At 68.3% G+C, this 23,129-nt stretch carries 17 protein-coding genes and 1 pseudogene; 7 read left to right on the forward strand and 11 right to left on the reverse strand.

All coding sequences use genetic code 11. The features are described 5' to 3' along the window. Positions 1–11: 11 nt before the first annotated feature. Together C5O79_RS24195 and C5O79_RS24200 are read right to left on the reverse strand one after the other, a co-directional pair. On the reverse strand, positions 12–869 hold the full coding sequence (locus C5O79_RS24195; protein WP_122475902.1) for an SDR family oxidoreductase: 858 nt from the start codon (positions 867–869) through the stop codon (positions 12–14). A 3-nt stretch (positions 870–872) separates the two neighbouring features. After that, the gene (locus tag C5O79_RS24200) at positions 873–1,289 is read right to left on the reverse strand and encodes a nuclear transport factor 2 family protein (RefSeq protein ID WP_047849933.1); all 417 of its coding nucleotides are present in this window, start codon (positions 1,287–1,289) and stop codon (positions 873–875) included. Positions 1,290–1,748: 459 nt separating this feature from the next. Between C5O79_RS24200 and C5O79_RS24205 the strand changes: the two genes are divergently transcribed. After that, entirely contained in the window at positions 1,749–1,958 is a 210-nt protein-coding gene (locus C5O79_RS24205; protein ID WP_046547893.1) for a hypothetical protein, read from the forward strand. Positions 1,959–2,223: 265 nt separating this feature from the next. After that, positions 2,224–3,720 carry an FAD-dependent oxidoreductase gene (locus tag C5O79_RS24210; protein WP_122475900.1) on the forward strand — a complete coding sequence of 499 codons (1,497 nt, stop codon included), beginning with the start codon at positions 2,224–2,226 and terminating at the stop codon, positions 3,718–3,720. A 101-nt stretch (positions 3,721–3,821) separates the two neighbouring features. On the opposite strand, the gene C5O79_RS24215 is transcribed toward C5O79_RS24210, so the two are convergent. Next, on the reverse strand, positions 3,822–5,486 hold the full coding sequence (locus C5O79_RS24215; protein WP_122475898.1) for an acid phosphatase: 1,665 nt from the start codon (positions 5,484–5,486) through the stop codon (positions 3,822–3,824). A 481-nt stretch (positions 5,487–5,967) separates the two neighbouring features. Between C5O79_RS24215 and ftsH the strand changes: the two genes are divergently transcribed. Then, entirely contained in the window at positions 5,968–7,944 is a 1,977-nt protein-coding gene (gene ftsH, locus C5O79_RS24225; protein ID WP_122477436.1) for an ATP-dependent zinc metalloprotease FtsH, read from the forward strand. Between the two features lie 83 nt (positions 7,945–8,027). Further along, positions 8,028–8,495 (forward strand): OsmC family protein, encoded by a 468-nt coding sequence (locus C5O79_RS24230; protein ID WP_039367628.1) that lies wholly within the window; start codon positions 8,028–8,030, stop codon positions 8,493–8,495. A 7-nt stretch (positions 8,496–8,502) separates the two neighbouring features. On the opposite strand, the gene otsA is transcribed toward C5O79_RS24230, so the two are convergent. The 3 genes from otsA to C5O79_RS24245 form a co-directional block, all read right to left on the reverse strand. Continuing rightward, positions 8,503–9,909, reverse strand: coding sequence for an alpha,alpha-trehalose-phosphate synthase (UDP-forming) (gene otsA / locus C5O79_RS24235; protein ID WP_046547888.1), 1,407 nt, complete (start codon positions 9,907–9,909; stop codon positions 8,503–8,505). A gap of 652 nt (positions 9,910–10,561) precedes the next feature. Continuing rightward, a complete protein-coding gene (locus C5O79_RS24240) occupies positions 10,562–12,181 on the reverse strand; it encodes a methyl-accepting chemotaxis protein (RefSeq protein ID WP_122475896.1) in 1,620 nt (539 codons plus the stop codon). Positions 12,182–12,650: 469 nt separating this feature from the next. Then, positions 12,651–14,729 (reverse strand): TonB-dependent receptor, encoded by a 2,079-nt coding sequence (locus tag C5O79_RS24245; protein WP_236862327.1) that lies wholly within the window; start codon positions 14,727–14,729, stop codon positions 12,651–12,653. A gap of 581 nt (positions 14,730–15,310) precedes the next feature. Here C5O79_RS24245 and adhP point away from each other — a divergent pair. Next, entirely contained in the window at positions 15,311–16,339 is a 1,029-nt protein-coding gene (gene adhP, locus C5O79_RS24250; protein WP_047849938.1) for an alcohol dehydrogenase AdhP, read from the forward strand. Positions 16,340–16,408: 69 nt separating this feature from the next. On the opposite strand, the gene C5O79_RS24255 is transcribed toward adhP, so the two are convergent. The 4 genes from C5O79_RS24255 to C5O79_RS24270 all read right to left on the reverse strand — a co-directional run bounded on the left by C5O79_RS24255 (position 16,409) and on the right by C5O79_RS24270 (position 19,657). Next, complete coding sequence (locus C5O79_RS24255) at positions 16,409–17,854, reverse strand: sialidase family protein (RefSeq protein WP_122475892.1); 1,446 nt, start codon at positions 17,852–17,854, stop codon at positions 16,409–16,411. Positions 17,855–18,034: 180 nt separating this feature from the next. After that, positions 18,035–18,367: a hypothetical protein gene (locus C5O79_RS24260; protein WP_131931814.1), complete on the reverse strand. Its 333-nt coding sequence runs from the start codon at positions 18,365–18,367 to the stop codon at positions 18,035–18,037. Further along, complete coding sequence (locus C5O79_RS24265; RefSeq protein ID WP_122475887.1) at positions 18,312–18,743, reverse strand: MarR family transcriptional regulator; 432 nt, start codon at positions 18,741–18,743, stop codon at positions 18,312–18,314. The genes C5O79_RS24260 and C5O79_RS24265 overlap by 56 nt, the downstream gene beginning before the upstream one ends. Beyond that, positions 18,740–19,657 (reverse strand): alpha/beta hydrolase, encoded by a 918-nt coding sequence (locus C5O79_RS24270; RefSeq protein ID WP_122475884.1) that lies wholly within the window; start codon positions 19,655–19,657, stop codon positions 18,740–18,742. Before C5O79_RS24270 ends, C5O79_RS24265 begins: the two co-directional genes overlap by 4 nt. Positions 19,658–19,957: 300 nt before the next feature. On the opposite strand from C5O79_RS24270, the gene C5O79_RS24275 reads away from it, so the two are divergent. Then, a complete protein-coding gene (locus C5O79_RS24275; RefSeq protein WP_174242144.1) occupies positions 19,958–20,923 on the forward strand; it encodes an ABC transporter substrate-binding protein in 966 nt (321 codons plus the stop codon). Positions 20,924–20,975: 52 nt separating this feature from the next. Continuing rightward, a pseudogene (locus C5O79_RS24280) lies at positions 20,976–22,070 on the forward strand (LLM class flavin-dependent oxidoreductase). 105 nt (positions 22,071–22,175) lie between these two features. Here the strand turns inward: C5O79_RS24280 and C5O79_RS24285 are convergent. Beyond that, a complete protein-coding gene (locus C5O79_RS24285; RefSeq protein WP_047849941.1) occupies positions 22,176–23,108 on the reverse strand; it encodes an ABC transporter substrate-binding protein in 933 nt (310 codons plus the stop codon). Positions 23,109–23,129 lie beyond the last annotated feature (21 nt).

Below are 23,129 nucleotides of genomic sequence, written 5' to 3' on the forward strand. Positions count from 1 at the left end.
AAGGACGGCGCTCATGCGGCGCCCGGCGCGCGGCCGGCCTTGATCGCATCGAGCGCGGCCGTGCCGTAGATCTGCGCGATCGTGTCGTCGACACGCGGATTGGCGCGCAGCTCATGGCCGCCATCGACCGCGAAGCTCTGGCCGGTCACCCAGCCCGACTCGGGGCCGGCGAGATAGCGCACCGCATGCGCGATCGCTTCCGGTTCGCCGAGCGTGCCGAGCGGGATCTGTTCGAGAAAGCTGGCGACGAGCGCGCGGTTGTCGAACATCGGCGAGGTGGCTTCCGAGCGCGTGAGGCCCGGGCGCACCGCGTTCACGCGGATCTGCGCGCCGGCCAGTTCCTCGGCCGCGCCGCGCACGAGCGCTTCGAGCGCGGCCTTCGCGGTGCAGTACGCGGACAGCCAGCGGAAATTGATCTGCGCGGCCGTCGACGAAATGCAGACGATCGCGCCGCCGCCGCTTTCAGCGAGCCGCGGCGCGGCATGACGGATCGCGGCGAACGCGCTGTGCAGGTTCAGGTCGATTTCCGCGCGGAAGGTGTCGGCGTCGTGCAGCAGCAGCGGCCGGAAACCGGCTCCGCCGACCGTCGGCACGACGATGTCGAGGCGATGGTCGATCGCCCACGCGCGGTCGAGCGCGGCCTGCAGGTCGCCTTCGTCGCAGGCGTCGCCCGCATGGATCGCGACGCGGCTGCCGGGCACGGCGTCGGTCAGTTGCTGCTGCGTGCGTTCGAGCGCATCGCGGCGGCGGCCCATCAGCACGACGGCCGCGCCGTCGGCGACCAGTGCATGCGCGCAGGCCGCGCCGATGCCGCCGGCGCCACCCGTCACGAGGGCGGTGCGGCCGGCGAGGGGAGCAGGGGTGCGCATCGCTCAGCCCTCCAGCGGCAGGTCTTGCGCCCAGTCGACGTGCAGCGTGCGCGCGGCGAAGCGCCACGTGCCGCCGTCGAGCACGCAGCGATCGCGATAGCGCAGCCCCCAGTCGAGCTTGCGCTTCACGCCGTCGCGCACGTAGACGTGGCAGGCGACGCCGTAGGTCTCGACATCGGCCTCGCCGCCGTCGAGCGTGACGAGCTGGTTGTGCACGTGATGCTGGGTCGCTTCGTAGCGCTCGATCACGCGCATGCCGGCGACGATCGCGTCGCGGTCGTCGAAGCGGAAGCCGGGGCCGGCCAGGGCGGCATCGGGGGTGAAGAGCGCGGTGAGTCGTGGCCAGTCGCGCCGGTCGACGGCTTGCGCGTAGCGGCATGCAAGTTCGTACAGCGCGTGGCGGGGATTGGAATCGGTCATGCGTGGGCTCCCGTGGAAGAACGGAACGCGTTGGCCGCAAGGCGGGCCGACGCGGCGGCAATGCGCCGTCGACGCGCAGGTTCGCACCGGGCCGGCCGGGATTCATCGTCCATACGGAGCAGGGCGAGGGTCGGGGAAAACACCGGGGCGGGCCGCCGCATGTGGCATCAGGGTGCATGGATGGTGCGGCGCAGCGACCGGTGCGCGGCATGCGTCTGACGATTCGTGCGGCCGGCCGTGACGGGCGCGCGACGTGCCGCGTTTCCTTCATGCAGGCGCAGCCGTGGCGCGCGATGTTGCGATGCCGCAGGTCGCGCACCGTCTGCTCAGCGTTTGCCCCTAGTCGAAACGGACGATGGCCGACGGCCGGGCGCTGGCTACCGTGCAGTCATCCGGCGGCGCATGCGATGCCCGCCGGACACGAACCGCACCAGCGGACAACCGGAGGAGACGACGATCATGAGACTGACGACTCGCAAGCTGTGCGTATTGGCGATAGGCACGTTCGCTGCCATGGCGATGGCGCGATACGGCGCCGACCAGGTCCCGTCGCCGCCGTATGCAGCCGGCATCCTGCAATGCCGCTCGGTCGACGCGAACGGTTTGCCGGCAGGTTGCGTGCCGATCGATCCGGCGCACTTCGGTTTCGCCGCGATGCGCGGCATGTGACGCCGGCGCGGCCGCGCGCCGCGCAGCGCGGAAGCCGTGGCGGCGCGCTGGCGCACGGACGCCTTTCCGTACGACGACGGCTGAATCGCCGCGCGCCGGTCCCGCTTCACGCGGTTCGATTTCATCCGGACATGAGACGGTGGGCGTCTTGCACGCGCCCCGTTGCACGTCCGTCTCGGCAACGAGGCAGCGCGGCGACGGCCGCATCAGGCCTTCGCCACCTCCGCCGCTTTCCGCAGAACTCCCAAACGCTGACCCATTCCTCATGTCATCCGACTATTCCCTGACTCATCCCCTGAACACCCGCGACGTGCATCGCTGGGATGCCGAACACGATGTCGTGATCGTCGGCTTCGGTGCGGCCGGCGCCTGCGCGGCGATCGAAGCCGCGAGCGCCGGCGCCGACACGCTGATCGTCGAGCGCGCGTCGAGCTACGGCGGCACGAGCGCGCTGTCGGGCGGCGAGATCTACCTCGGCGGCAGCGGCGGCACGCCCGCCCAGCGGCAGGCCGGCTTTACCGACGACACCGAGGATCTGTACCGCTACCTGATGCTGGCCGGCGGCCGCGACGCCGACGAGTCGAAGGTGCGCCTCTACGCGGACGAAAGCCTGGCGCACCACGACTGGCTCGTCGCACAGGGCCTCACGTACAAGAACACGTTCGTCGCCGAGCGGATCGTCGAACCGGAAACCGACGATTGCCTGATCTGGTCGGGCAGCGAGGAAGCGTGGCCGTTCAGCGAGGCCGCGAAGCCGTGCCCGCGCGGGCACACTCCGCAATGGCCGGGCTGGGGCGGCGGACAGATGCTGATGCGCGTGCTGGCCGAACGCGTGGCGGCGCTCGGTGTCGCGACGCGCTACGACACGCGCTCGCTCGCGTTGGTCGTGGATGACGGCGGCACCGTATGCGGCGTCGTGCTGCGCGTCTATGGCGAGACGGCGTTCGTCCGCGCGCGTCGCGCGGTGATCCTGTGCGCGGGCGGCTTCGCGATGAACCGCGACATGGTGCGCCGGCATGCGCCGCAGTTCCTGCGCTCGGACGAACCGATCGGCAGCCCCGGCGACGACGGCTCGGGCATCCTGCTCGGCCAGAGCGCGGGCGGCGCGGCGATTCACATGGATCAAGGCTTCGTCAGCCTGCCGTTCTACGCGCCCGAATCGCTGATCAAGGGCATCTTCGTGAACGCGCGCGGCCAGCGCTTCATCAACGAGGACGGCTATCACGGCCGCACGGGCCATCACGCGTTTCACCAGGCCGACGATCGCATCTACCTGCTCGTCGACCAGGCCACCTACCAGGAGCCGCCTGCGATCGCGCGGATCGGCATCGCGGCGGCCGGCGAAACGTGGGAGGAAGTCGAACGCGACCTGCAGATGCCGGCCGGCACGCTGACGGCGACCGTCGACGTCTACAACCGCCATGCGGCCGAAGGCACCGATCCGTTGTTCCACAAGGCGAGGAAGTGGCTGCAGCCGCTGATCGAGCCGCCGTTCGTCGCGCTCGATTGCCGGATCGACTACGCGTTCTATCCGCACTTCACGCTCGGCGGGCTCGACACGCTGCCGACCGGGCAGGTGGTCGATGCATCACGCGCGCCGGTGCCGGGGCTCTATGCGGCGGGCCGCACGACCTGCGGGTTGCCGCGCTGGGGCGCCGGGTACAGCTCGGGGCTGTCGCTGGCCGACGCGACGTTCTTCGGGCGGCAGGCCGGGCGGCACGCCGCGCAAGCGGGGTGCGACGCAGTGCGCCGCGCCGCGTAGCGTTTTCAGGCCGGAAATGAACGACGCCCCGGGCAACCGCATTGCCCGGGGCGTCGTCGTTTCAAGCGGCCACGCGGCCAACCGATCAGGCCAGTCGGCGCTTAGCCGAGATCGAGCGCATTCGTCAGATCACCCGGCGGCGTCGCGCCGCGCGCGGCGAACGCCTTGTTGCGCGCGACCACGCCGTCGAGCGGCGCGAGCCCGTGCACGCGGCTGATGAAGCGCAGGATCGAGTTCGTGTCGTAGAGCGTGTGATCGACGAACCCCTTCTTCGCGAACGGCGAGATCACGAGCGCGGGAATCCGCGAACCCGGGCCCCAGCGGTCGCCTTCCGGCGGCGCGACGTGATCCCACCAGCCGCCGTTCTCGTCGTGCGTCATCACGATCACGGTGTTGTCCCATTGCGGCCCGCGCCGGATATGGTCGATCACGGTCGCGATGTGACGGTCGCCCGATTCGATGTCCGCGTAGCCCGCGTGCATGTTCAGGTTGCCCTGCGGCTTGTAGAACGTGACGGCCGGCAGGCGGCCCGCGTCGATGTCGGCGATGAAGTGGTTGGTCGACGGCTCGTCGCCGAGCCCCGCGTCGCGCAGGTGCTTGCTGCGCGCATCGGTGCCCGGCGCGTAGTTCGCGAAATAGTTGAACGGCTGATGGTGGTACTGGAAATCGGGCACGGTGCCCGTGTCGCGATGCTCGAGCGCGTACTGCCATGCGCCGCTGTACCACGCCCAGTCGACGTTCTTTTCCGACAGGCGGTCGCCGATCGTCGCATAGCCCTGCGGCGGCATCACGCGATGGTCGGCCGGATCCGCATACGCGGCGTTGCCCGGATCGGGCGGCGGCACGTAGCTCGGCTGGTACGGCGGCGCCATCGTGTTCACGCCGTAGCCGTCCGGTGTGAGCGGGCCGTCGGCCACGAACTTCGGCGGGCCGTCGAGCGCGGACGCGGGCGAATTGTCGGCGAGCTTCAGGCGCGTACCGGCCGGATCGTCGCCTTCGACCTTCGACAGCAGTTTCGCCGCATGCGGATGCTTGTGCGCGTCCGGATACAGCGGCGGCTGCGCGGAGATCAGGAACATGTGGTTCATCCACGACCCGCCGAAGGCCGCCATGAAGAAGTTGTCGCACAGCGTGTATTGCCGCGCGAGATTCCACAGCCGCAGCGTGTCGGCCGAATTGCGGTAGTGGCCCATCACGAGGCCGCCCGAATCGGCCCACGCGGCGAACTGGTTGTTGCGGCCGGCCGCGATCTGCATCTGGTTCTGGTAGAAGCGGTGCCACAGGTCGCGCGTGATCACGCCGTTCGGCAGCGCGTTGCCCTGTGCGTCCTTGATCAGGAACGGCGCGTTCGGCAGCTTGTCGATGTCGAGCTCGGCGATCGCGTAGCGCTTGCCGTCCACTTCCTGCGCCTGCGGCACGAGCCCGCCCCAGATCTTCGGCAGCACGGGCAGCGGCGTCTTGCCGTCGCGATCGAGCTGCTGCGCGTGTTCGGGCCGCACCTCGCTCAGCGGATGGCGCACGCCCGGGAAATCGCCGTACAGGTTCGCGAAGCTGCGGTTTTCCGCATAGATCACGACGATGTGCCGCACGCGCTGGCGCAACGCTTCGTCGATGCGCAGGTCGGCGGCCGAACGCGGTGCGCTGCCCGCCGTGGTTTCACAGCCGCTGAGCGCGACGCCCGCACCGAGCGCGGCGAGGCCGCCGAGCACACGGCGGCGGTCGGGATCGGCGGGAAGGTCGTCGGGGCGATCGGGAGTGTCGTTCACGTCGTGGGTTCCTCGAATGGGCGGGTGGACGGGGGCATGATGCGCGGCGGCGTCGCATAGGCTGCCGCGCCGCGCGATGGAACGCAACGGCCCGTGTCACGTATGGGCCGGCGCGATGCATCTGTCACGAAAATGTCACGAACGCGACTATAACGCGGCAACGAGGGCGGATGAAAGGCGTTTGTCGGACGATTCGAGTTGTGCGTCGGGCGATGCGCGACGCCTGCGCGCGAGCTAGACTGGATTCAGGGGCGGCGCGTCGCAGCGTGCCGCCCGGGCGAGGATTGCCCGGCGGCGCCGGCGCACGGCGTCGTCGCGGTGCCGTTGATGCGACGAACGAGGCGATGAAGCGAGGCGACGATGGCGCGCATGAATGCCGCTTCCGCATGGCCGCCGGTGGCACGCGCCGGCTGCGCGCGTGCCCGCACACGTCCGCCGTGCCGCGCAACGCAAGCGTAGCGCGCACGTCCGGCCCGATGCCATGGACAGGAAATTCGACTACCCGGGATTGCTGATCGCGGCGGGCTTCTTCGTGCTGTTCGCCGCGCAGTTGCTGATGCTGCATCCGACGTCGGCGCCGATCGCGTACAGCGATTTCCACCGGCTCGTCGCCGCACGGCTCGTCGACGATCTCGAAGTCGGCCCCGTATCGATCTCGGGCACGCTGAAGATGCCGCAGGCGGGCACGATGCTGCCGGCGTCCGAAGCCGCGGCCGTGCGGGAGGCTGGTGCGCCGTGGCACTTCACGACCAATCGCGTGGCCGACGCGCACCTGACCGACACACTGACCGCCGCCGGCATCCGCTATCACGGTGCGCCCGACACGAGCTGGATCGCATCGCTTGCGTCGTGGCTGCTGCCGCTCGTGCTGTTCGTGTTCATCTGGAACATGATGCTGCGCAGGCGCGGCGGGCTGCAGGATTTCACCGGGATGGGCAAGAGCCGCGCGCGGGTGTACGTGCAGCAGGAAACCGGCATCACGTTCGACGATATCGCCGGCATCGACGAAGCGAAGGCCGAGCTGCAGCAGCTCGTCGCATTCCTGCGCAATCCGGAGCGTTACCAGCGGCTCGGCGGCAAGATCCCGAAAGGCGTGCTGGTGGTCGGCGCACCGGGCACCGGCAAGACGCTGCTCGCGCGCGCGGTGGCCGGCGAGGCGGCCGTGCCGTTCTTCTCGATCAGCGGTTCGGCGTTCGTCGAGATGTTCGTCGGCGTGGGCGCGGCGCGCGTGCGCGACCTGTTCGAGCAGGCGCAGCAGAAGGCGCCGTGCATCGTGTTCGTCGACGAGCTCGATGCGCTCGGCAAGGTGCGCGGCGTCGGCCCGATGTCGGGCAACGACGAACGCGAGCAGACGCTCAATCAGTTGCTCGTCGAGATGGACGGCTTCCAGGCCGGCTCCGGCGTGATCATCATGGCCGCGACGAACCGGCCCGAGATCCTCGATCCCGCGCTGCTGCGGCCGGGACGCTTCGACCGCCACATCGCGATCGACCGGCCCGACGTGAATGGCCGAAGGCAGATCCTCGGCGTGCACGTGAAGCGCGTGAAACTCGCGGCCGACGTCGATCTCGGCGAACTTGCATCGCGCACGCCGGGCTTCGTCGGTGCGGATCTCGCGAACGTCGTCAACGAGGCGGCGCTGCACGCGGCCGAACTCGGCAAGCAGGCGATCGGCATGGCCGATTTCGACGAGGCGATCGACCGCGCGTTGACGGGCCTCGAGCGCAAGAGCCGCGTGATGAACGCACAGGAGAAGCTGACCATCGCGTATCACGAGGCCGGCCATGCGCTCGTCGCGGAAAGCCGCGCGCATTGCGATCCGGTGAAGAAAGTGTCGATCATTCCGCGCGGTGTCGCGGCGCTCGGCTATACGCAGCAGGTACCGACCGAGGATCGCTACGTTTTGCGCCGAAGCGAGCTGCTCGACCGGATCGATGCCCTGCTCGGCGGGCGCGTTGCCGAAGAGCTCGTGTTCGGCGACGTGTCGACGGGCGCGCAGAACGATCTCGAACGTGCGACCGCGATGGCGCGCCACATGGTCATGCAGTACGGGATGAGCGAGAAGATCGGGCTCGCGACGTTCGACGACGGCGATGCGCGCCAGGGCATGCCGGGCGCGTGGCATGGGGGCGACGGGCGCTGCAGCGAGCACACCGCGCGGATGATCGACGACGAGGTGCGCACGCTGCTGGCCGACGCCCATGCAAGAGTCGCGACGACGCTCGGCGAACGCCGCGATGCGCTCGAACGCATCGCGCGCCGGCTACTGCAATGCGAGGTGCTCGAACGCGACGCCCTGCAGGCGCTGATCGACGGGCGCGTCGAACCGCCGTCCGCAAAGACACCGGCGCCGGACGACGCAGCCGGCGCACGCGGCGGCGCGGTCGAGACGGAGCAGGCGTCGGCGGTCGAGCGCGATTTCGTCGCGTACGGGCCGCCACGCGAACCCGAGCGCTGAAGGTGCCGCGAACCTGCGAGCGGCGCGCGTCGAAGCGACTGCGTGCCGGCATTCCTTTCCCCGTTGATCTCCACGGAGTCGCCATGAGCGAGGCGCACGTATCGGTCGATGTCGCGCAGCAGGCGCGTTTCTGTTTCGAAGTCGCATTTGCCGGCACGACGCTGGCGCCGGTGCTTACCGACGAACCGCCGCCGCTCGGCGACGGACGCGGGCCGAACCCGATCCGGTTACTGGCCGCGTCCGTCGCGACCTGTCTCGCGGCGAGCCTGCTGTTCGCGCTGGAAAAGCAGCATGTCGATCCGCAGCCGATCGCCGCGCATATCGACGTCGACATGGTGCAGAACGAAGCGGGGAGGGTGCGCGTGGGCGCGATGTCGGTACGGCTGTCGATCGGCAAGACGTGGGCCGATCTCGCAGCCGCGACGCGCGTGCTCGATCAGTTCGATGCGTATTGCGTCCTGACGGAGAGCCTGCGCGAAGGCATTCCGGTTTCGGTGGACCTGTGCGACGTGAACGGTGCGGCGTTCGAATACGCGATGACGAACGCGTGAGCGCAGGTCAGGACTCGGTCGCGGCCGCGACTTCGGCGGCCTCGGCGAGTGCGTCGAGAAAGCGCGTGCGCCACCAGTCCACGTCGGTCGCGCGCACGATCGCCATCAACGCCGCGTGACGCTGGCGGCGCTCTTCGAGCGGCATTGCGAGCGCGCGCTGGATCGCCTGCGCGGTGCCTTGCGTGTCGTACGGATTGACGAGGAGTGCCGACTTCAACTGCTCGGCCGCGCCGGCGAAACGCGACAGCACGAGCACGCCCGGGTCGGCGGCATCCTGCGCGGCGAGAAACTCCTTCGCGACGAGGTTCATCCCGTCACGCAGCGGCGTGACGAGCGCGACGCGGCTCGCGCGGTAGAGGCCCGGCAAGCGCTTGCGCGCGACGGTGCGGTGAATGTAGCGCATCGGCATCCATTCGAGTTCGCCGTAGTCGCCGTTGATCGCGCCGCACAGGCTGTCCATCTCGCGCCGCAGGTCGTCGTACGCGCCGAGATCCTCTCGGCTCGGCGCGGCGATCTGGATCAGCGTCGCGCGGTTGCGGTTCTCCGGATATTGCTCGAGCAATTGGCGGAATGCGTTCACGCGTTGCGGCAACCCCTTCGTGTAGTCGAGCCGGTCGACGCCGACCAGCAACTGGCGGCGCGAGTATTCGTCGCGCATCCGGTCGAACATGTCGAGGCCGTCGCGATCGCGCGCGAGCGATTCGAACTCGTCGACGTTGATGCCGATCGGGAATGCGCCGGCCGACAGCGTGCGGCCGAACGCGCGCAGGCGGCCGTCGGGCAGCCGAGCGGCGCCGGCTTCCGCTTCGACGTAATGCTCGAAGTGAAGCAGGTCCGACTCGGTCTGGAAGCCGACGAGATCGTAGGCGAACAGCGAACGCATCAGCCATTCGTGCTCGGGGATCGCGGCCATGATCGGCGGCGGCGGCATCGGAATGTGCAGGAAGAAGCCGATCGGGTTCGTACAGCCCATCGCGCGCAACTCGGCGGCGAGCGGAATCAGCTGGTAGTCGTGGACCCAGATGGTGTCGTCGGGCCGCAGCAGCGTGCGCAGCTTGCGCGCGAACAGCTGGTTCACGCGCCGGTAGCCGTCGGCGAAGCGGCGATCGAACTGCGCGAGATCGAGCCGGTAGTGAAACACCGGCCACAGCACGTTGTTCGAATAACCGAGGTAGTACGCGTCGTAATCCTGCGGGTCGAGATCGATCGTCGCGAGCTGGATGCCGCCGACGTTCTGGATCTGCACTTCGTCGCCGTGCGCAGGCTGGTCGTCGCCGCCGCGTAGCCTCCCGCTCCAGCCGAACCAGACGCCGCCGGATTCCTGCAGGCTGTCCTTCACGGCGACGGCGAGCCCGCCGGCCGCGGCTTTACGGGGATCTGCAATGCGATTGGATACGACGACGAGTCGGCTCACCAGCTCTCCTGACGTTTGTTGAGGGAAAGGTTCGTGCGGCCGTGGCGCGAGAAGCAGACGCCGCCATCGACGCGCGATACGCGCAGAGCGATGGGGCCGCAATGCGATCGGACGGGAGTCAGGGCACGCGATTCGCCGTCCGAACGGGGAGTGCTTTTTTAAGCATACTCGTCATTCGGTCGTTTTAAAAGTCTGCATCGGCCATGCGACGCGCGTGCGGATGCAGCGTGATCTCCATGCCGCCGGTATGGCGATGTGCGAAACACGGGCGGGATCGAAATTTGCGCACCGCTGCAAACGTAGCGTGCGCCATATGATGTGGAGGAGCGCGCATCGCACGCAATCGTTCGTGATCGCGCGCATGGCCGGGCACGCGCACGATGCCGCGCCGGCCGGTAGAAACGACCGCCGACGACGCGGTTACGCACGTGTGCGCGTTACACGCACGCGTGCCGCGAACGCACGACGCGAACCGGCGAAGCGCGACGTCGTGCATGCGAACCGGCCGCGCCGGACGGTGACGATGCGCAGCGGTTGCGCGTGCCGCGTGCGGCCGCGCTTCGGGCGGTGCGCGCGAGCGTGACGCAGGCGGATCGGCGGAACAGCGGGCGCATCGTCGTCTCCTCGCGGTATCGGTTACGCGGTTATGCGGTTACGCAGCGGCCGGTTGCCAGTGATGCGCGGCGGGCGCTTGCGCGTATGCGCCCGGCGACGCCACGTGCGTGCCGGACGGCATCCGGAACGCGGCAACCGTTTCGGACAACTCGCGGCCTTGCGCCTCGAGCGACTTCGATGCGGCCGCGGCCTGCTCGACGAGCGCCGCGTTCTGCTGGGTCGTCTCGTCCATCTGCGTGATCGTCAGGTTCACCTGGTCGATGCCGCGGCTCTGCTCGGCCGACGCGGCCGCGATCTCGCCCATGATGTCCGTCACGCGCGCGACGGCCTGCGTGACGTCCGACATCGTCTTGCCGGCTTCCCCCGCGAGCTCGGAACCGTCGCGGATCGTCTGCACCGAAGCGGAGATCAGTTCCTTGATTTCCTTCGCCGCCGTGGACGAACGCTGCGCGAGGCTGCGCACCTCGCTCGCGACCACCGCGAAGCCGCGGCCCTGTTCGCCCGCACGCGCGGCTTCGACGGCCGCGTTCAGCGCGAGGATGTTGGTCTGGAACGCGATGCCTTCGATGATGCCCGTGATGTCCGCGATCTTCGACGAGCTGTGGCCGATCTCCGTCATCGTGTCGACCACGCGGCCGACCACCGAGCTGCCGCGCTGCGCGACGTCCGATGCGTTCGCGGCGAGCGAGCTGGCCTGTTGCGCGTTCTCCGCGTTCAGGCGCACCGTCGACGTGAATTCCTCCATCGTCGCGGCGGTTTCCTGCAGCGACGCGGCCTGTTCCTCGGTGCGCTGGCTCAGGTCGAGGTTGCCCGACGCGATCTCGCTGACCGCATGCGCGATGCTGTTCGACGAATCGCGCACGCGGCCGACGATGCCGATCAGCCGCTCGTTCATCGTTCGCAATGCTTCGAGCAGATCGCGCGTCTCGTCGTTGCCGCTCACGTTGATGCGGCTGCCGAGATCGCCGTTCGCGACCGTGCGCGCGACGTCCACGGCCGAGCCGATCGGCGCCGTGATCTTGCGCGTCAGCCACAGGCCGCCGCATGCCGCGACCACGACCGCGATCAGGCAGATGCCGGCCAGCAGGTTGCGCTCCATCGCATAGCGATCCGCGAATTGCTGCGCGATCGCGAGCTCGCGTTCATGCGTATAGGTTGCGTATGCATCGGTTGCGTGCACCAGTTGCGCGAGCAGCGGGCGGCAGTTGTCGTCGATGTCGGCGGTCGCCTCGTCCTTCTTGCCGGCCTGCGCGAGCCCGACGATGCGCAGCGCGACGGGCCCGTAGCTGGCTTCGATGCGCACGATGTCGGCCACCAGTTCGCGCGCGCGGTCGGAGCTGTCCGTCGCGTTCGCCATCATGTCCTTGAGCTTCGCGAGGCGATCCTGCACGTCCTTGTGCGCCTGGTTCACCTCGGCCAGTTCGAGCTCGACGTCGGACGGTTTGGTCACGAGCACGAGGTTGCGCGCGGCGATCGCGCGCCGGTCGACCGCGGTACGGATTTGCGCGGAAACGGTCGCTCGCGCATTGATGCCGTTCATGTAGCGGGAAAATTCGGCATTCGTATCGGATAGCGCCTTGAGTGCCATGCCCGACACGATCACGACGACCGCGGCGAGCAGGCCGAAGCCGCCAAGGAGTTTTGTTCTGATGCTCATTCTGGCGATTTTCACAGTGTGCCTCTGTGCGTGTGGTTGACGAATTGGATTTATTGTTCGACCAGATACGGGCTCGTGCCGGCATTAACGGGTATACGGGATGATTCTTTAGCCTTCGAAAACCCTGATATTAGTTTTTTTAGCGCTGGAATCGTTGCCGGACGGGCGCTCCTGATTTTGATCAAGAATCGGCGAAGTGCCCGTGATTAAAAGGTTTATACGTGGAATTTGAAACCGGTTTTCCTGGGTGGAACAGAAACTGTCGTTTTGCTAATAATTGTCTGATGAATCCGTTTCGATTTATGGATGAATATCGGATTTTGTTTCGACTGGATTGGAGAAGGGAACCGGTGCGCGTCGCTGGCGAATGTCGCGCAATGACCGGTAATGACGGATCAACGGAAATTCGCGGCGCAGGGAGAGTGCGCCGGAACGAGGCCCGCGGCGGGCGCCGCGGACCATGAGAGGGTCAGAACGTGGTGCGCAACCCGGCCATCACGCTGCGGCCGCCTTGCGGCGCGAAGCCGCGCACGACCGAGGTCGAATAGCGGATCTCCTGGTTCGTCAGGTTGTCGCCGCGCAGGTATGCGAGCCAGTGCGTCGGGCCGACGCGGATCTTGTAGGTGAGCATCACGCCGAGCGACGTGTAGCCGTCCGTCGAAAAATCGTTGTCGGGCACGCGGTGTTGCGACCATGCATGCGTGACTTGCGCACGCGCGCCGAACGGGCCGTAGCCGTAGTTGGCCGCGAGCGTCGCGCGCAGCGGCGCGATGCGCGGCAGCGGCTGGCCCGTGTCGACATTGCGCGCATGCGTGTAGTCGGCGGTCAGTTCCAGGTCGACCGTGTGGCCGTGCCGCGCGAAGGTGCGCCACTTGCCGTCCAGATCGATGCCGTAGAACTCGGCACGCACGCCGCGGTAGATCGCCTCGTTGAGCGAGCCGTCGGTACCGGGCGCGACCGGCTCGCCGTCGTCGTTCACCACGCGGCCTGTGTTGTACTCGGTCAGGTAGTTCGAGAAGCGGTTGTAGAACACACCGACGCTGCCGCGGTTCGGGCCGCTCGCATAGCGCAGCGACAGGTCGGTCGACACCGCCTTTTCCTTCGACGCGTTCGGGTTGCCGATCAGGAACTGGCCGGTCGCATCGTGCGGCCCGTTCGAATACAGCTCGTAGAAGGTCGGCGCGCGTTCGGTGTACGCGACGTTGGCCGCCACCGACCACACGGGCGTCAGCGAGAACAGTGCGCCGGCCGACAGGCTGCCCGCGTTGAATTCGCGCGGCTGCGCCCCCGCGAATTTCTCGACGCCGGCCGGATCGGGATCGACCTTCACGTGTTCGAAGCGGCCGCCGAGGCTCAGCTTGAGCGCCGGGACGACCTGCCATTCCTCGAGGCCGAACAGCGCGACGCTGTTCGTGCGCGTGGACGGCACGAGCATTTCGTCGCCCAGCGCGGAGAACGTGTTCCGGCCGAACTGCACGCCGATCGCCCCTTCGAACGGGCCGATCTTGCGATGCGTTGCCTCGATGCGCGCCTCGTAGCCGCGATTGCGGAAGGTGGTCGCGGTCTCGCCGTTGTCGACTTCCTTGTGGCGGTAGTCGGTGTACGCGAAGTCGAATTTCAGCTTCGTGAACGGCCCGCTCAGGTTGCGCACCTCGGACGCGAGCGCGAGGCGCTCCTGGCGCATCCGCAGCCGCACGTCGCTTTCGGCGACGGAGCCGTAATTCGATTCGTAGCCGCTGTAGGACAGCCCCGCGAAGCCGTCCGCCCACGTGTACGACGCACCGACCGCGCCGCCGTGCACGCGGCCGTCGCTGTTCGGCACGTTGCCGTACGGCTGCGGCGCGTCGGGGCCGTCGATCGCGCGTTGTGCGCTGCTGCGCGCGTAGCCGGGAATCCGCAGCTTGCTCGTCTCGCGGTCGAACGCATCGACGTGGAACGCGAAGCGGCCGTTGCCGCCTTCGACCTGCGCGGCGCCCGCGCGCACCGAATTCGCGCCGCCGTAGCGCGCGTCGAGCGCGCCGGTCACGCCCTGGATCGCTTCGCGCGGAATCCGGTTGTCGATCGTGTTGACGACACCGCCCACCGCATTGCCGCCGTACAGCAGCGCAGCCGGGCCGCGCACGAGCTCGACGCGTTCGATCGACAGCGGGTCCTGCGGCACCGCATGGTCGTACGACAGCGACGATGCGTCGTACGCCGCGACGCCGTTCTGAAGCAGCCGGATCCGGTCGCCATCCATCCCGCGGATGATCGGGCGGCCGACCATCGGCCCGTAGGTGGTGGTCGACACGCCGGGCAGCCCGTTCAGCGTTTCGCCGAGCGAATCGGCCTGGCGGCGCGTCAGCGCATCGCCGGAAAGCTGCGCGGTCGGCGCGATCAGCTCGTTGTCGCCGAGCGGGTTCGCGGTCACGAAGATCGGGGCGAGCGCGGTGGCCGGCGGCGTGCCGGACGCGGCGGGCGGTTCGGTCTGCGCGTGCGCGACGGCGGCGAACAGCATCAGCGAAAGGGACGAGAGCGGGCGAAGCGGCAGACGAGGGAGGTCGCGCATGGTCGGTGAATCGGTTGGAATCGGATCGGATAACGAGCGATGCGGATCACGGCTGGATACGATATATTGTTGCGTCTGCGACGCGCAGTGACCCGTTGGAACATGGCTCGGCGAGGCCCGGCCACCCGAAGTGGAACGGCGTCAGCTGGACGGGCACGCGAAATGATATGTTATATCATTTCAAAATCCAAGCCGGACGGCGGGATCCTGTCGGGTTTCTGTCGGAAGGGTGAAATGGTGGCGGGAGCGGAAACGGCCTGCGTGGTGTTCCGAACGATCGCCAGAACCGCGTGATTTCGGTGCGCGCGCCGACGCGTTGCCGATACGTCGGCCACGTGCGTGTTGCCCGCGTTCGGTGTCCGTCGAAGCGGCTCGCCGGAAGCGGCCCGGTGCCGATCGATGCGGCGGACGCGGACATCCGCGCCTGAATCAGGAGCCGGTGCGATTCAGCGTCGCGCAACGGTGCGACGTCTTGTAGCGATGGCCATCGCCATGCATTGCCCTGCGTGTTGATACGTATCAACGTCCGTCGATTCCGAAGCCGGATACTGGGTCGCTCATCGACCAGGCAGGAGCGACCTATGACCCAAACCATGAAAGCGGCCGTCGTGCACGCATTCGGCGAACCGCTGCGCATCGAGGAAGTGCCCGTGCCGACGCCGGGGCCCGGCCAGATCCTCGTCAACATCAAGGCATCGGGCGTATGCCATACCGACCTGCACGCGGCCGACGGCGACTGGCCCGTCAAGCCGACGTTGCCGTTCATTCCGGGGCATGAAGGCGTGGGCATCGTCGCGGCGGTCGGTGCGGGCGTCACGCACGTGCGCGAGGGGGACCGCGTGGGCGTGCCCTGGCTCTACACGGCCTGCGGCCATTGCGAGTACTGCCACACGGGCTGGGAAACGCTGTGCCACGGCCAGCAGAACACCGGTTATTCGGTGAACGGCAGCTACGCGGAATACGTGCTGGCCGATCCCGACTACGTCGGCCATTTGCCCGCGCAGGTCGCGTTCGACGAGATCGCGCCGATCCTGTGCGCGGGTGTCACCGTCTACAAGGGCATTCGCGTCACCGATACGCGGCCGGGCCAATGGCTCGCGATCTCCGGCATCGGCGGTCTCGGGCACGTGGCCGTGCAGTATGCGCGCGCAATGGGGCTGCACGTCGCGGCCATCGACATTTCACCCGACAAGCTCGCGCTGGCGCGGCAGCTCGGCGCGGAACTGACGATCGACGCGTCGATCGACGATCCGGCCAAGGTGATCCAGAAGGAGATCGGCGGTGCGCACGGCGTGCTCGTCACGGCCGTGTCGCGCAGCGCATTCGCGCAGGCGCTCGGGATGGTGCGGCGCGGCGGCACGGTGGCGCTCAACGGCTTGCCGCCCGGCGATTTCCCGTTGCCGATCTTCTCCACGGTGCTGAACGGCATCACCGTGCGCGGGTCGATCGTCGGTACACGGCGCGACCTGCAGGAATCGCTCGACTTCGCGGCCGATGGCCTGGTGCGCGCGCATATCCATCGCGACCGGCTCGGCAACATCAACGACGTGTTCGCGAAGCTGCGCGAAGGCAAGGTCGACGGGCGCATCGTGCTGACCGACATGCATTGATGCCGTGAACACGCACGCGCCGCCGCGCGACGCATCGCGTCGTGCGGCGGCGTGGCGGTCATGCAAGCGTCATGGTGCGAAGAACACGTCGGTGCGGTTCGTCAGGTTGCCCGCGTTGGTCTGGACGAAGAACGGATGGAACGACGACGACGGAAGCACGTCGAGCCCCTGGTAGTCGCCGATGAAGAAACCTTCGGCATTGGGCGCGAGCTTCATGTCGAAGGGGCCGCCGACACGCCGCTCGTCGGCGAACGTCGTGCCGCCGTCATGCGAGATCTTGCGCCAGAAGCCGGTCGGCAGCGTCGTGGTGTTGCCGGCCTGCAGGTCGCGGAAGTCGTAGTACGTGACCATCACGGCCCCCGTGTTGTCGACGCGCACCGACGGATTGAACGCGGGGCGTCCGGTCGGCGTGTTCAACTGTTGTGGCGCGCTCCAGGTCGCGCCGCCGTCCTTCGACGTCGATACCGCGATCTCGTCGTACGTGCCGCCGTTGAAGCGGCTGTCCTGCCACACGACGTACAGCTGCCCCGACGCGGGATCGATCGCGGGTTCCGGAATGATGTCGCCGGTACGCACCGGTTCGCCGGTCACCGGATCCGTGACGCCGACCGTCTGCAGGCCGGCGATCACCTGCGGTTTCGTCCACGTTGCGCCGTCGTCGGTCGACTTGATGAACGCCACCTTGCCGGCCGCCTTGCTGAACGGAGGCTGGATCAGGTCGAAGAAATCGTAGAGCGTGCCGCTCCTCGGATCGACCACGATCTGGTTGCCGATCGTCTGCTGGCGTGAAGGCACGTTGACGATCACTTTCGGGGCGCTCCACGTCTTGCCGCCGTCGGTCGTCTTCGAGAACAGCGTCGGGCCGCGGAACGCCTTCGTGTGCAGGTTCGCATAAGGGTTGCCGTTCGGCAGCTCGAGGCGGTCCCATACCGCGTAGGCCGTGCCGGCCTTCACCGGGTTCGCGGTGACCGATTCCTTGTCGTTGAAGAACTGCGTCGTCGGCTCGTCGTTCGCGATCAGCACCGCGGGGCTGCTCCAGGTCTGTCCGCCGTCGGACGACACCGACGCGGCAACCGCATTGCTGTTGTTCGACTGGTTGAACGAGATCGACACCGAGTACGCGGTGCCGTCCGGCCCGAACGAGACCCACGGATCGGACGCGCGCTCGTACTTGAGCCCGCCCGGCGCGCATGCGCTGAACGGCTGCGGCGTGCGTGCCCAGGTCGCGCCGCCGTCGAACGTGTAGCCGGCGACGAGCCCGTGGGCGCCGCCGTTCGACCAGCGGTCCTGCTGCCACACGCCGATCATGTTCATCGGATTTGCAGGGTTGACCGATAGCCACGGCTCGACTTCGGCGTTCACGTAGTTGGTGCCGGGGCCGCCGATGGTGCAGGCGACGAACGGGCTCGGGCCGGACACGACGACGGGTTCGGCGTGCGCCGCGGCAGCGGCGGCCATCGCCATCGCGGCGGACAGGCGGGTGACAAGCGAGTGGGACACGATCATGCGTCGCATGGACTGCTCCTCGTTGACGTGCGGGTGCGATGGGGCGGCACGACGCGGCAGCGCGATCCGGCGCGCGGCGTCGTATGCCGCGCATCGGGCCGATACGTGTCGTTCAGGATGCCGCTTCGGTCATCGCAATCCGCGTGCGCTGGACGCCGCCAGCACTTCGGTTAAGACTCCTTTTCATTTTCATTGATTGTCGGGCGTGACTGCGATGTCGACCGGACGGGAAGCCTTGCCCGGGCAGGCGACGAATGTGTCGAGGTGGATTGCAATGTAGGCGATTCGTCTGCCGCACGGCAGGCAGTTTTTTGTAACAGTGCGTAGCCGGAAAGCGTTGCCGGAAGAGGGCGACGGACGCGCAAAAAATGCCGTCGAGACGGCATGAAAATCGAATCGAAAATGCGAATCGGAATCGCTTTCGATGGGGCAGTTGAGCGCCGGCGGCGATGCGGGATCGTGCTGCTCAGCGCTCCGCCGGAAACCGCTCCTGCAGCGCATGCAGCCATCGCGCGACGACATCGAGTTCGTCGTCGGAGAACCCGTCGCACAGCTTGCCGTTGAGTTCGCGCAGCAGCACGCGCGCACGCTTGAGCGCGGCGTGGCCTTCATCGGTGAGGTACAACCGCGTCGCGCGGCCATCGTCCGAATCGGCGTGGCGCGCGATCAGGCCGGCTTTCGCCATCCGGTCGGCGAGCCCCGTCATCGCGGACGGCGCAAGCTGCAGCGCGGCGCCGACTTCACCGATCAGCGCGCCGTCCTGTTTCGCGAGACAGAACAATGCGCCGGCCTGCGCGGCGCTCGCGCGCGTCTCGGTCTCCGCCTTGCGGTCGATCCAGCGCTGCACGCGCCGCTGGCCGATGTTCAACATGAAAAACAGTCGTCGGTCTTCGCTCAAGCTGGGTTCCCGGCTGCAATGGAAAGGGAGGGACGGCGTGCGGCGCGCGGCGTGTCCAGTGCCTGCGCGAGCCAGTCGGCCACGTCGGGCCACAGCACGGTGCCGGGGCGGCTGCGGAAGAAGCCCATGTGCCCGACCGGGCCGCTGCCCGCCGCGTGCGGATCGATCTGGCGGCGTTCGACCGCCGCGCGGGTCAGATAGCTTACCAGCAGCCCGATCGCAGTCGGGTTCGCCCACGGGTCGTCGTCGAAGCCGAGCGCGAGGATCGGCAACTGCTGCTTCGCGTAACGCTCGGCCGCGCCGAGTGTCGGATCGTCGAAGAAATAGTGCGGCAGCGTGGTCCAGCGGCTCCATTCGCGGAACACGCCGGCCGGCATGTCCTCGCCGAGCCCGAGCCGCTTGCCGGGCACGTAGCCGAGCAGTACCGACATCAGCGGGCCGAGCACACGCAGGATCAGCCGCACCTTCAGGCGTTCGGCCGCCTGCGTGATCAGCCGCGTGCTGCCCGCATGCGCGGCGACCAGCACGGCCGCGCGCAGGTGCGGCGTCGCGGCGGACAGCCCGATCGCATGGCCGCCGACGCTATGCCCGACCGCCAGCAGCGGCAAACCGTCGTACGCCTGCCGCGCCCACGCGGTCGCGGCGCCCACGTCGAGTTCCATCCAGTCGCGCATGCGGGCCTTCAACGCACGCAGGCGCGCGGGGCGAGACGCGCCGATGCCGCGATAGTTGTAGGTGAACGCCGCGAAGCCGCGTTCGGTCAGGAAGCGCGCGAAGCCCGCATACAGCCGCTCCGGCACGGCCGTTGCCGGATGGATCAGCACCAGCGCGCGCGGCGGCGCGTCCGGGGACCACAGCGTGCCGTGCAGCGCGTAGCCGTCGGCGGCGGAAAACTCGATCGGTTGGGAGGTCATGGCCAGCCTCGCTCGGGTAGTTATTTCGTATGCGAAATATAGTTCAGGATTTATTTCGTGCGCGAAATATCTGTCGAGGATTCGTTCGAACCGGGTTCCCGCGACCGCGACCGGCGGCATCCGGCGACGCCTGCCGCGTCATAAAACATTTGCATCTTTCGATAGAAGAATATTGCGTTTGTTTCATGATGGAGATCGACGTATCTTCAGCGGTTCCATCCGTTTCGCCGGCCACCGTGCACGGCGGACCACGGGGCGCCGCCCTCGCGCGGCCGCCTGCCAACCCTACGGGAGATCACGTTGTTGAGTCGAATCGTCACGGCACTCTTGCTGGCGCTTGCCGCGCAGCCGGGCATGGCCAAGGACACCGTCACGCTGCGCGTCGGTGAACAGAACTACTTCAACATCCAGGCGTCGATGGAGGCGTCCGGCGTGCTGAAGGACCTGCCTTACACGATCGAGTGGAAGCATTTCCAGGCCGCCGCGCCCGTTGCCGAATCGCTGAACGGCAATGCGATCGACGTGGGCTTCCTCGGCGATTCGGCGCTGCTCACGCTGGCCGCGCGCGGCGCGCCGGTGAAGGTGGTCGCGGTGTCGCGGCAGAGCCTCGACGGCGTCGCGATCCTCGTGCCGAAGGATTCGCCGGTGCGCACCGTGGCCGACCTGCGGGGCAAGACCATCGCCGTATGGCGCGGCGCGTGGAGCCAGCAGCTCGTGCTGCGCGCGCTCGAACACGCGGGCTTGCGAGCGGATTCGGTCAAGTACGCGTACCTGATGCCGATCGACGCGACCAACGCGCTCGCGAACGGTTCGGTCGACGCCGTGTCGCTGTGGGAGCCGTTCGTCAGCACGCTCGCGTTGCGGCAGGGTGCGCGGCCCGTGGCGACCGCGCAGGGGCTGATGCCGGCGCTGAGCTTCGTGGCCGCGAACGAGCAGGCCGCCTCCGGCAAGCGCGCCGAGATCACCGATTTCCTGCGGCGCGTCGTTGCCGCGCGCCAGTGGGTCGACGACCATCCGCGCGAGTACGCGGACCTGTGGGCGAAGCGCGCGAAGCTCGAACCCGACGTCGCATACCGCTGGCTCAACAACGCGAAGCAGCGCGTCGGCCCGGTCGACGAAACGGCCGCGAAGGACGCGCAGAACACGGCCGACTTCCTGCACAAGGCTGGCGTGATTCCGGCGGCGTACGACACGTCGAAGCTGCTCGACCGTTCGTATGCGGGCGCGTTCGCGGCGCCTGCGCAGAAGACGGCCGCCGCCCAGTAAGCGGGCCATCCCGGCCACGATTCCCGATCGATAACCCGAAGGACACCCCGACATGCCAGTCGACATCATCGGCATGATCACCGCGACACCCGGCGCGGAGGTCGACGTACCGGGCGGCGCGGCCGTCCAGCCCGACTACGTGCGCCGCTTCGCGCAGGCGCACGAGGCCGCCGGCTTCGACCAGATCCTGGTCGGTCACTTCAGCAACGCGGCGGACGGTTTCATCGTCGCGTCGTTCGCGGCCGCCGCGACCGAGCGCATCCGCATCCTGCTCGCGCACCGGTCGGGCGTGATCGTGCCGTCGGCCGCCGCGCGGCAGATCGCGACGCTCGACGTATTCAGCGGTGGCCGGCTCGCGCTGAACGTCGTGTCGGGCGGCGACGATGCGGACCTGCAGCGTGACGGCGACTTTGTGCCGCACGATGCGCGCTATCGCAGGACCGGCGAATACCTCGACGTGCTGAAACGGATCTGGCAGGCCGACGCGCCGGTCGACCACGACGGCGCGTTCTACCGGCTGCGCGGCGCGTCGCCGCTCGTCAAGGGCGCACAGCGGCCTCACGTGCCGATCTATTTCGGCGGTTCGTCGCCGGCCGCGCTGGCGGTTGCGGGCGAGCATGCCGATGTCTACATGACGTGAGGCGAGCCGCTCGCGTCGGTGCGCGAGCAGATCGCGCGCGTGCGCGCGGCCGCCGCGCCATTCGGCCGTGCGCCGCGCATCAGCGTGTCGTTCCGGCCGATCGTCGCCGACACCGAGGCGGCCGCATGGGAGAAGGCCGAGGCGATCCGCGAGCGCGTGCGCGCGGCGCGGCTCGCGAACGGCCAGCCGATCGCCGGCCATGCGCCGCAGAATGCCGGCTCGCAGCGGCTGATGGCGGCGGCCGCGCAGGGCGACGTGCTCGACGAGCGGCTGTGGATGGGTGTCGCGAACCTGACGGGTGCGCGCTGGAATTCGACCGCGCTGGTCGGCACGCCCGAACAGGTCGCGCAGGCGCTCGGCGCGTATTACCGGCTGGGCGTGTCGACGTTCCTGATTCGCGGGTTCGATCCGCTGGACGATGCGCTCGATTACGGGCGCGAGCTGATTCCGGCGATTCATGCGCACGTGGCGGAGCTCGACCGGTATCACGCGGCGGTGACGGCGTAGACGCATCGCGGCGCAACGTTGTACGGGACTTCCGCGATTCGCCTCGGCATTTCCGTTACGGGATGCCGGGGCGATGTCATTTTGATCGTCGACGTTTCGACGCCGTCAAAACGGCGGCAACCCCGGCGGATTGGTCTCCGCACGCGCGATCGCTTCGCTCTGCAAACCCCAGCGCGCGAGCGCTTGCCCGTAGCGGCCGTTGCCGATCAGCGCGTTCGTCGCGAGCGTCAGCGCGGGTGCAAGCCCGCTGCCGCGTCGTGTCGCGATCGCCACGTCGGCGTTGGCCGGCCAGCCGGCATTGACGACGCCGACGCGGCGGATCTTGCCCGTGCGCGCGGCCTCGTACGCGAGCGACGCATTCGGGTTCAGCTCCGCATCCGCGCGACCCGACAGCAGCGCGACGCGCGCCGCCGCATCGTCGTCGAAATAAAGCAGCTCGGCCGGCTTCAGCCCCTGCGCCACGTTGCGCTTGTTCCATTCGAGCAGGATGCGCTCCTGGCTCGTCCCCGCGCCGGTGATGATGCGCAGGCCGGCGATATCCGTCGGCTCGGCGAGCTTCGCGATCGGGCTGCCGGTGCGCACGTAGAAGCCGTGCAGCCCGAGCCGGTAGGTCGTGAAATCGTATTTTTCCTTGCGCTTCTCGGTCACGCCGACGTTCGAGATCACCGCGTCGTACTTGCCGGACGTCAGCCCGAGCGGCCAGTCGGCCCACGCGATCGGCAGCAGCACCAGCGTGCGGCCGAGCGCGTCGGCGACGAGCTGCGCATAGTCGGGATCGGCGCCGACCACGGTGCGCGCGTCGGTCGCGTAGGTCGACACGGGCGGCGCATGCGGTGAAATCGCGACCGTGAACGCGCCGTCGCGTACCCAGCGGTAGGCGGCTGCCGCACGGATCGCCGCGTCGTCGGGTTGCGCGCGCGGCCGGCCGGCCTGGCGCGGATCGAGATCGGCCGTCGCGGCGGCCGCGTGCGCCGCGCGCCACGGCAGGCCCGCTGCCGCGACCAGCGCGGCGGTCATGAACTGGCGTCGATCGGTCATCGTGCGGCACCTCGCAGGTCG

This window comes from Burkholderia sp. SRS-25 (genome assembly GCF_004343765.1).
In the GTDB taxonomy this organism is placed as follows: domain Bacteria; phylum Pseudomonadota; class Gammaproteobacteria; order Burkholderiales; family Burkholderiaceae; genus Burkholderia; species Burkholderia contaminans.